The organism is Pseudopedobacter sp. (genome assembly GCF_040392825.1).
Lineage (GTDB): Bacteria > Bacteroidota > Bacteroidia > Sphingobacteriales > Sphingobacteriaceae > Pseudopedobacter.
The window spans coordinates 1-9,236 of sequence record NZ_JBEBVH010000160.1 but is presented as its reverse complement, the minus strand read 5'-3'; the positions used below and the strand labels follow the sequence as shown (position 1 = coordinate 9,236).

General features: G+C 33.7%; 6 protein-coding genes. All 6 read left to right on the top strand.

What is annotated here, in order from left to right; genetic code table 11:
- The first annotated feature begins 119 nt into the window (after positions 1-119).
- The 6 genes from ABWO41_RS11865 to ABWO41_RS11840 all read left to right on the top strand — a co-directional run bounded on the left by ABWO41_RS11865 (position 120) and on the right by ABWO41_RS11840 (position 9,092).
- The gene (locus tag ABWO41_RS11865; protein WP_353137990.1) at positions 120-845 is read left to right on the top strand and encodes a ThuA domain-containing protein; all 726 of its coding nucleotides are present in this window, start codon (positions 120-122) and stop codon (positions 843-845) included.
- 50 nt (positions 846-895) lie between these two features.
- Positions 896-2,014 (top strand): DEAD/DEAH box helicase, encoded by a 1,119-nt coding sequence (locus tag ABWO41_RS11860; protein WP_353137987.1) that lies wholly within the window; start codon positions 896-898, stop codon positions 2,012-2,014.
- 243 nt (positions 2,015-2,257) lie between these two features.
- Positions 2,258-2,827 carry an RNA polymerase sigma-70 factor gene (locus tag ABWO41_RS11855; RefSeq protein WP_353137984.1) on the top strand — a complete coding sequence of 190 codons (570 nt, stop codon included), beginning with the start codon at positions 2,258-2,260 and terminating at the stop codon, positions 2,825-2,827.
- 55 nt (positions 2,828-2,882) lie between these two features.
- Positions 2,883-3,878, top strand: coding sequence for a FecR family protein (locus ABWO41_RS11850; protein WP_353137981.1), 996 nt, complete (start codon positions 2,883-2,885; stop codon positions 3,876-3,878).
- Between the two features lie 144 nt (positions 3,879-4,022).
- Complete coding sequence (locus ABWO41_RS11845) at positions 4,023-7,364, top strand: SusC/RagA family TonB-linked outer membrane protein (protein ID WP_353137978.1); 3,342 nt, start codon at positions 4,023-4,025, stop codon at positions 7,362-7,364.
- A gap of 33 nt (positions 7,365-7,397) precedes the next feature.
- Complete coding sequence (locus tag ABWO41_RS11840) at positions 7,398-9,092, top strand: RagB/SusD family nutrient uptake outer membrane protein (protein WP_353137975.1); 1,695 nt, start codon at positions 7,398-7,400, stop codon at positions 9,090-9,092.
- Positions 9,093-9,236 lie beyond the last annotated feature (144 nt).

Below are 9,236 nucleotides of genomic sequence, written 5' to 3'. Positions count from 1 at the left end.
TAAAGGTTTTAACATCCCGTATTAATTATAATTCTCAATTTGGACTATTAATTTATAAATTAGTTATCTAAAAACTATATTAAATAAGTTCAATATCCTTTATTTATTGATTATCAGACATGAAAAAATTATTCTTTTTATTTACCGTAACTTTTCTTCTTTTTTCTGTTACGGGTTTTGCTTTTAAGAAAAAAACAAAAACTCTGCTTGTTTTTTCATACACTCAAAAATATAGACATAAAAGTATTGAAATAGCTAAGGAAAGCCTGTCTAAATTGGCAAAGGATAAAGGATATCAAATCGATTTTTCTGAAAATCCAAATGATTTCACCTCAGAATTTCTGAAGAAATATAATGTCTTAATTTTTTTAAATCCAACAGGAACAAATGTATTTACAGATGAGCAGAAAGTTGCTTTTAAAAAATATATAAATAATGGGGGAGGTTATGTGGGTATACACGCTGCCACCGATTTTTGTTATGAATGGGAGTGGTACGGGAAATTGGTAGGTGCTTTCTTTATTAACCATCCAAAAATACAGGAAGCGAAAATAAAAGTAAGCAATAATAAACACTTATCAACAAGACATTTAAGTAATGAATTTCGTTATACAGATGAATGGTATAATTTTAAGAATGTTAATCCCAATATAAATGTACTTTTAGAATTGGATGAAAGTAGTTATACAGGTGGAACTATGAATGGCAAGCATCCCATTTCATGGTATCATGAGTTTGATGGCGGAAAGGTTTTTTATACAGGTCTTGGCCATCGTAACGAATGTTATTCTGACTCTTTATTTCTAAAACATCTGGAGGGTGGTATTGAATATGTATTGAAATAAAAAGTGGTATATCTATAAAGGCTGCGTATATTCGCCAAAAACAAAATAAATTGGCTAAAACATTTAAAGATCTGGGTATTTCTGACAAGTTTATCCAGGCGTTAGAAGAAAATAATATCCTTAAACCAACACAAATCCAGGAGGAAGCTATTCCGTATTTAATGGAAGTAGGAAAAGACTTTATTGGTCAAGCTCAAACTGGAACAGGAAAAACAGCTGCATTTGGTTTGCCTATTCTTCATCATATAGACACAAATCTTCCTGCTATTCAAGCTCTAATACTATGCCCCACAAGAGAATTGGGACAGCAAATTGCAAAACAGTTATTTCGTTTTACAAAATACTGTGATAAAAAAATATTTACTGAAGCTGTTTACGGTGGCGAAAAAATAGATATTCAAATAGGTAGACTGAAGCGAGCTACACACATTGTGGTAGCTACTCCGGGTAGATTGATAGATCTTTTGGAGAGGAAAGCCATTAGTCTAGATAATATCAAAACCTTAGTTTTGGATGAAGCTGATGAGATGTTGAGTATGGGATTTAAGAAAGATATTGATAAAATTTTGGAGTACACTAATGGACAACGACACACGTGGTTATTTTCTGCCACCATACCGTCTGCTCTGAATGAAATCATAACGACATACATGAAAGAACCTTTTAAGGTTGAAATAGACAAAGAGCAGATTGTTAACGAAAATATATCGCATAAATATGTTGTTGTTGATTTAAAAGATAAGCTGGACGTGTTAGCTCGTTTTTTAAAGGAGAATTCCAAAAGCAGAGGTATTGTTTTTTGTCGGACTAAAAAAAATGCCGAAACTCTTTCTAAACAGTTATATGCCAGAAACTTTAAAGTAGAAGCCATTCATGGTGACATGGGACAAAGAGACAGAGAAAAAGTAATGCGGGCTTTTAAATCAGAACGTTTACAAACATTGATAGCTACGGATATTTCTGCCCGTGGAATTGATGTACAGAACCTGAATTATGTTATCCATTATGATTTGCCAGATCAGCTAGAATATTATACACATAGAAGCGGAAGAACAGCAAGGGGAGGTAAGAAAGGTTTTTCTTTGATATTTATTGCTCCAAATGATATCGATAAAATAAGAGATTTAGGACAACAACTCAATATTCAGATTACAAATATTAACAGCTAAATGTACGTTTGACCGCGAAAAGAGACGGCATTTTTATAAAAAATTAGATAAAATACAACATAAACTTAAAGCATGCTTAATAGAAAATTGAGCATGCTTTTTTATTATTGTAATCACATATAAACTCGTTTTAATTATGGTTAGCTTGTTTTATCAGCCGGACAGCATAGCATAGATTCGAAAAAGAAAACTTTTTTTGGGGAGTAATATTTAATTATATTTGTTTAACCAGTTATAAATCAAATGTCCAGAATTGAAGTTTCAGAGCATGAGCTTTTATACCGTCTTAAACAAGGTGATGAACTTGCTTTTAAGGATATTTACGATAAAAACTGGAAGTTTTTATTCAGCTTAGCTCTCCAAAAAGTTAATTCCACAGAAACAGCTGAAGAAATAGTCCAGAATATCTTCATAGATTTATGGGAGAAAAGAACATCTAAAGAGATTTCCAATTTAAAAGCTTATTTAGCAACAGCTGTTAGATACAGTGTTATTAATTATATTAAAAATCAACTCGTAAAAGAAAAATATATACATTATAAGCAAGACAGTGAAACCCAGTTAGATTCTATTGAGTCAGTTTATAATCTTAAAGAACTGAATTCAAGAATAGAGATGGGAATTGCCAAACTTCCTGTAAAAACCCAACATATTTTTAGATTAAGCAGATTTGAACTTCTTACCAACAAAGAAATTGCAAAAAACTTTAATATTAGCGAGAAAGCCGTTGAATACCATATAACACAGTCATTAAAATCCTTGAAAAATTTTCTCAAGGATTATGCTTTAATTATATTTTACTTTTTTTCATAATTTTTTTAGGGTCCGAGTCTCTCTCGTTTACTTACTTATACAAACCAATAAGTAAATGAGTATAGACGCATATAAAGAATTATTAAAGAAATATCTGCAAGGCAAGTGTACAGAAGAGGAAGAAAGGCTTGTAGAAGACTGGTACAACGATCTTAACATTTCGTCTCAAAAACTTGAAGACCTAAAGATAGACGAGATAGATTACCGTTTATGGAATAGCATAAAACGTATTACAGTTCCTAACGAAAGATTTAATAATAAGCGATTATACACCTTTTATAAACTAACAGCTGCAGCTTCTTTGTTAATAGCTGCTTTATTCTATTACAATTACACGCGTTTGGTTCCGGTTTCATATTTATTAAGTAGCAATAAAATTGAAACAACCAACGCCAGCAATATGATAGAAGATGTACTGTTAGCAGACGGAACTACTGTTAAACTATATCCTCAATCTTCTATAAGTTATTCAAAAGGATTTTCTAAAAAACAAAGAGAAGTATATCTAAATGGTAAGGCATTTTTTAACGTAGCAAAAGATAAAAAGAGACCTTTCCTGATACATAATCATCACAATACCATACGTGTTTTAGGTACCAGTTTTCTGGTTCAGTCTAAAAAGGATATTACACAGAATTTTATTGAAGTAATGACTGGTAAAGTTTGGGTAGAAGAAAAATCTGTATTAGCTTCAGCAAAACAAGTGGTGTTAACACCCAATCAGAAGTTAACTTTCGATGCGCAAGCAGATAAATTTACATCCACTATTGTTTCTTCTCCGAAGCCGATGAAAAAGAATATGGAAGAATATGAAACCGAGGTCGCCTTTTCTTTTTCAGATTCTCCTTTAACAACTGTAGTCAATGCATTGGAAGATATGTATGGGCTTAAAATTGAATTAAATAATCCAAAACTCCATTCTTGCACATTTACAGGCAATTTGAACGATGAAGATTTATTTAAAAAGCTGGAGTTACTTTGCACATCAATTGGAGCAAAATATACAATAGAGAACACAAAAATATTGATTGACGGAAAAGGCTGTCAATAGGTTTTATAGAAATATTTATTCATCTCTAATCTAGCGCTTATGTAGAAATAACAACTAAACCAGATAAACAAAAAAAGCCGACAGTGTGCGAGACTATCGGCATAAAAATGTCCGAATCATGTAAAACGAACAAAAAATAAATTTATGAAAAAAAAGCTAATTATTGTCTATTTAAAGACTGTGATGAGAATATCCTTTGCACAAATTTTACTGTTAATAGCTTTCAATACCTTAAGTATTGCAGAGCCTGCTAATGGTCAGGCAGTTCTGGATTCAAAAATTAGTATTGCCCTACAAAACAGTACTATTAAGAATGTTTTGAAAAGTATTACCGAAAAATATAAAATTGAATTTATTTATAGTCCTACAGCTATTGATGCAAGTAGAAAATTAAATTCCAGTCTGGAAAACGAATCTTTAAAGACTTTTTTAAATAAAAAGCTAATTCCTTTAGGGATAGATTATAAGATACATGGCGATAAAATAATACTTTTTGCTAACGATAAGAATATAGGGAATGCTGTATATAAAGCAGTAGTACAAATAAAGACTATAAAAGGCCAAACTGTAGACGAAGCAGGGCAACCCTTAGCTGGCGTGAGTATAATGGTAAAAGGTACAACGTCCGGGGCTGTGTCTGACGTGAATGGAAATTACGAAGTTGTGATTCCAGATGGTGCAACAACATTGATTTTCTCATACATAGGTTTTTTAAAGCAAGAAGCCGAAATTGGAAGTCAGACAACTATAAATATAACCTTAACCAACGATAGCCAGGCATTAAGTGAAATAGTTGTGGTGGGGTATGGTACACAAAAGAGGAGCGATGTCTCCGGTGCAGTGTCTACTATCAACGTAAATACAGCAACAGCAATTCCTACGACAAATATTTCAGAAATGATTAGAGGACAGGCGGCAGGAGTTTCCGTAACACTGGGATCTGCAAGACCTGGCGGAACTTCCAATATACTGATACGTGGTCAAAGATCAATCACTGGTAGTAATTCGCCTTTAATCGTTTTGGATGGTTTCCCAATAGAAAATATCAACGATGTTAATCCGGATGATATAGCCTCGCTGGAGATTTTAAAAGATGCATCTTCCCAGGCCATTTATGGTGCAAGAGCATCTAATGGTGTAATTCTTATCACTACAAAAAAAGGTATAGAAGGAAAAACCAATGTAAATGCCAGTACTTATTTTACACATCAAAAGCTTACTAAAAATTTTGATTTATATAGCCCGGAAGAGTTTGCCCAATTTAGAAGGGAAGCAAAAAGGACCAATAATTCTGGGGAATATTTAACTAATGATGCCGATAATTTTGGTGGAGCAACTGCACCAGAATATATAAACTATGCGGCTGGAAACTTTGCTAATTGGGAAAATGAGGTCTTAAGACGCGGTAAAATTAGTAGCAGTACAGTTAGTATTAATGGCGGAAGCGCTAATACAAAGGTTTTTTCCAGTTTAAACTATTTTGATCAATCTGGATTAATTCCTTCATCTGGTTACAAAAGAGGTAATTTTCGCTTAAACTTAAACCATAAAATCAATAATAAAGCCAGTATAGAAGCCAATCTCAACACAGTTACAGATAAGCAAAGAAAAGAGACTACAGGTTTAGATTTCATTACAATAAGTCCTTTTACAGGACCTTACGATATTAATGGAAATTTAGTAAACAACGTAGCCGGAGCCAATGCAAGTAGCAGTACAATTAATCCACTATGGAGTATAAAAGAGTCTGCAAATGACGTAAAATCAAATTTTTATAACATCAATTTAGTGGGTAATTATAGAATATTAGATAATCTTAGTTACAAGATTAACACATTATTTAGCAACAGGAATGTAGACGAAGGTTCGTATAGAACACGCTTACATCAGGAAGGAATGGGCTCTGTTAACGGAAAAGCAGTTGTTTCAGATCTTAAAAGACAAGAATATCTTGTGGAGAATATCTTAAACTACAATTTAAACATCAATGATATTCACCAATTTGATATCACAGCAGTTCAGTCTATAAATCAAATTGATAATTCCGTAACCACAACAAATGCCAATAATTTTCCAAATGACATTTTAGGCTACGATGGAATTAGCAGTGCACTCAATTTTAAAACCACAAGAGTAGAAGACAGAAGAAGATTATTATCTTATATGGGAAGAATAAGGTATAATTTACTGAATAGGTATTTATTTACTTTTACTGCAAGACAAGACGGCGCTTCTGTTTTTTCCCAAAATGATAAATGGGCATTTTTCCCGGCAGCAGCATTTGCATGGAAAGCACACGAAGAAAGTTTCCTTAAAAATGTTAAAGCGATTAATGAAATGAAATTTAGAGTAAGTTATGGTTCTGTAGGAAATCAGGCTCTCAATCCATATCAAACACTGGGCTTGGTTAATGTACATAACTACGTTTTCAACGGGAATGTTTATGGAGGTAGTTTACCGGGAAGTCAATTGCCAAATCCAGGAATTACCTGGGAAACTTCAACAACTTTTAATTCTGGTTTAGACTTCGGCTTAATCGAAAATAGAATAACCGGATCTATTGATTACTACTCAACAAATACAACCGATTTGCTATTAACCATTCCCGTTAATTCCTTAACTGGATTTACCAGCACTATTTCTAACGGAGGAGAGTCAAAAAATAGTGGGATAGAACTCTTGCTCAATTACGCAATTGTTAGAAACCAGGATTTCAAATGGAACATTAACACCACTTTCGCAAAAAATAAAAATGAAATTGTTAAAACTGGTTTAACAGATATAAATGGCAATCCGAGAGACGACGAAAACAACTCGCGCTTTATTGGAAGCCCAATAAATATTATTTTCTCACATGTTTTTGATGGGATTTTCCAAACTGATGAAGAAGCAAAATCTTCACCCCAGGCAAATACGCCTAACTTCCAAAGTCCTGCTTCATTAACTGCCGGAGCAATTAGGGTAAAAGATGTTAATGGCGATGGAATAATCAACGATTTGGATAAAGTAAAAATTAGAACACAGCCAGATTGGTTCGGATCTTTTGCTACCAATTTCAATTATAAAAGAATAGATTTATTGGCAGATTTTTATTTCGTTAAAGGGGCTACAAAGCGGAATCCATATTTGAGCGACTTCAATCAGGGAGGAACATTTCAATCCGTTAGAAATGGGATAAAAGTAGATTACTGGACACCAGAAAATCCTTCCAATTCATATCCAAGACCGAATTTTAACACAGCTCCAGCGAACATTGGCGTTTTAAACATTACTGACGCATCTTATTTCAGACTAAGAACATTATCTGTGGGCTATAATTTACCCCAAACGGTACTATCTAAAGCACATTTAAGCAGTTTGAGAGTTTATTTTACCGGAACAAACCTTTGGACATCTACAAAATATAAATCATATAACCCGGAAAACAATCCGAATGATTTTCCTGATGCTCAATCATTTACCATTGGTTTAAATATCGGTCTTTAGTATGTAATGGTTCAATTTTCAAAATGTAAAATCATGATTAACAATAATTTAAATATAAAGGGCATTTTAAGTCTGTGTTTAACAGTAATGCTTTCTTTTAATTCATGTAAAGATTATTTAGCAGAAAAACCAACGTCTCAATTTAGCGCTGATTTTGTTTACAACACACCAGAAGGCTTAGAAGCCGGAGTTGTTGGTTTATACAATCTTCAGAGAGCTTTTTTTGATAATGGCGAGAACAATGGTTCTAACAGCTTAATTATAGATGCTAAAGATGATCTTACAGTACCAAGGGGTGGAGAAATATCCAACTATGGTTTAATGAGGCAAGGTGTAAACGCAGATAACAGCTCGGTACATTCATTTTGGTGGAATAGTTATTACAAAATCGTAGACAGGGCAAATGCGATTATAGCAGCAGGAGAGAGGCTTTCGAATATTGATGAAGCTAAACGAAGACAAATTTTAGCTGAGGCAAAGTTTTTCAGAGCAAATGCTGTTTTTACTTTATTTAAAACATTTAATAATATTTATATAACGACAGAACCGACAAGTTTTGAAACTGCTTTCAGAACAATAAATAGTAAAACTCCTGAAGCCGATATTTATAAATTAGTTAACGGAGATCTTATTTATTCAATTGAAAACTTAACCTGGGCCAGTTATCAAGTTGGTCGGGTAAATCAAGCTACTGCCAGACATTTAAAAGCAGAAGTTGCTTTATGGCAGAAAAATTGGCCCGAGGCTAAGCTTCAAGCAGAAGAAATTATTGCACAAACCGGTACATATTCGTTGCAGCCTAGCACAGGACAGGTCTTTGCCGGAGATTTAAACCATAAGGAATCTTTATGGACTTTACAGTATAAGGAATCAATAGATGGAAATCCCAACAAAATAAATTTTAATTTAATGCCTAACTATGCGGAGCTGATTCCAGGGTCGAAATATTCCATTGAGCAAGGTGGGCGTGGTTTCGGTTGGTTAACCGTAAATAATTATTTAAGAGATCTATTGCTGAGCGATCCGAATGATACACGTATTAAAGGAACTTACTACATCAAAGATTATTTCTATAATGACCCGGCAACGTTGCCAGCCGGAAAAGTATTGGGTTCAAAAATAGAACATCCGGATTGGAAGGAGTTTGGAACCACGGGAAATAACAGACATTTGTTTTTTGTTAGACTCACTACCGGTTGTAAAAAGTTTTTTCCTACTACTGGAGTTCCAACAGTTGATGCACACACCATGAACAGAATGATGTACAGATTGGCTGAAACCTTTTTATTTGCAGCTGAAGCTAATTTAAATTTAGGCAATATTGGAACTTCTGCAGACCCAGGTACTTCAAAAACCGCTTTAGGACAAATTAACGCGGTTAGAAAACGCGCTGGCGCTACAGCGTTAAATAGTCTAACTTTACAGGATATCTTAGATGAGCAAGCCCGTGAATTAGCTTTTGAAGGTCGTAGATGGTACATGTTGAAAAGAACCGGGAAGTTATATGAATTTGTGAAAGAACATGCCGGTTACGGTCGTCCCGGAGACGAAAGCTCTGATACCAATCAGACTACAGGACATGCAAATACACCGACAGATCCGTTTCCATATAGAAATGATGCTCGTAGAATCATCAGGCCATATATGGTCAATTGGGTAATCCCAAGAGCTCAACTGAATTTATTGGGACCAGATTATCCACAAAATGATGGTTATGTCATTAATTAGAATATGTTTGAAACCCAGAATCATCTGGTTTTTTTTAATTACATAATTATCATATAATGTACTTGCATTATGTTAATATAGCTTTGGTATTTAATTTTTTTCAAGGGGGAGAAGAAGAAAATTTTTATTTCTAAAACAACTCCA

Excerpts from the sequence above, each read along its gene's own strand:
- ABWO41_RS11865 (WP_353137990.1), top strand. The coding sequence starts at position 120 with ATGAAAAAATTATTCTTTTTATTTACCGTAACTTTTCTTCTTTTTTCT.
- ABWO41_RS11855 (WP_353137984.1), top strand. The coding sequence starts at position 2,258 with ATGTCCAGAATTGAAGTTTCAGAGCATGAGCTTTTATACCGTCTTAAA.
- ABWO41_RS11850 (WP_353137981.1), top strand. The coding sequence starts at position 2,883 with ATGAGTATAGACGCATATAAAGAATTATTAAAGAAATATCTGCAAGGC.
- ABWO41_RS11845 (WP_353137978.1), top strand. The coding sequence starts at position 4,023 with ATGAAAAAAAAGCTAATTATTGTCTATTTAAAGACTGTGATGAGAATA.
- ABWO41_RS11840 (WP_353137975.1), top strand. The coding sequence starts at position 7,398 with ATGATTAACAATAATTTAAATATAAAGGGCATTTTAAGTCTGTGTTTA.